Origin of the sequence: Marivita sp. S2033 (genome assembly GCF_046592965.1) — a bacterium.
Taxonomy (GTDB): Bacteria; Pseudomonadota; Alphaproteobacteria; order Rhodobacterales; family Rhodobacteraceae; genus Marivita.
The window spans coordinates 1-1181 of sequence record NZ_JBISBV010000047.1 but is presented as its reverse complement, the minus strand read 5'-3'; the positions used below and the strand labels follow the sequence as shown (position 1 = coordinate 1181).

General features: G+C 62.9%; 1 protein-coding gene. It reads right to left on the bottom strand.

Features of this window, described 5'->3' with window-relative positions; genetic code table 11:
- Positions 1-5: 5 nt before the first annotated feature.
- On the bottom strand, positions 6-1181 hold a 1176-nt coding region (gene tuf, locus ACGKZZ_RS17245; RefSeq protein WP_411224751.1), incomplete at its 5' end, for an elongation factor Tu.

Sequence of the window (1181 nt, the reverse complement as noted above, 5' to 3'; positions counted from 1 at the left end):
GTCGGTTACGCGACGATTTTCGACACGACGCCGGAGCCGACGGTGCGGCCGCCTTCGCGGATGGCGAAGCGCAGGCCCTCTTCCATCGCGATCGGGGCGATCAGCTCGACGTCGAACTTCAGGTTGTCGCCCGGCATCACCATCTCGGTGCCCGAGGGCAGCGTCACGGTGCCGGTCACGTCGGTCGTGCGGAAGTAGAACTGCGGACGGTAGTTCGCAAAGAACGGCGTGTGACGGCCACCCTCTTCCTTGGTCAGGATGTAGACCTCGGCTTCGAACTTGGTGTGCGGGTTCACAGATTTCGGCTTGCACAGAACCTGGCCGCGCTCCACGCCCTCACGGTCGATGCCGCGCAGCAGGACGCCCACGTTGTCGCCCGCTTCACCGCGATCGAGCAGCTTGCGGAACATTTCCACACCGGTACAGGTCGTGGTCTTGGTGTCCTTGATGCCGACGATCTCGATGGAATCACCCACGTTGATGACGCCACGCTCGATACGACCGGTGACAACCGTGCCGCGGCCGGAAATCGAGAACACGTCCTCGATCGGCATCAGGAACGGCTGGTCGATCGCGCGCTCGGGCTGGGGGATGTACTCGTCAACCGCCGCCATCAGTTCGCGGATCTTGTTCTCGCCGATCTCGGGATCACGGCCTTCCATCGCCGCCAGCGCAGAGCCTGCGATGATCGGAATGTCGTCGCCCGGATAATCGTATTCCGACAGAAGCTCGCGCACTTCCATCTCGACCAGCTCCAGCAACTCCTCGTCATCGACCTGGTCGACCTTGTTGAGGAACACCACCATGGCGGGGATGCCCACCTGGCGACCGAGCAGGATGTGCTCGCGGGTTTGCGGCATGGGGCCGTCAGCCGCGTTCACCACCAGGATCGCGCCGTCCATCTGCGCCGCACCGGTGATCATGTTCTTGACGTAGTCGGCGTGGCCGGGGCAGTCGACATGCGCATAGTGACGCGCGTCGGTCTCGTATTCCACGTGCGCGGTCGAGATCGTGATCCCGCGGGCCTTCTCCTCGGGCGCGCCGTCGATCTGGTCATAGGCCTGAAAATCACCAAAGTACTTGGTGATCGCCGCCGTCAGCGTCGTCTTGCCGTGGTCAACGTGACCAATCGTGCCAATGTTGCAGTGCGGCTTGCCGCGCTCAAACTTTTCCTTGCCCAT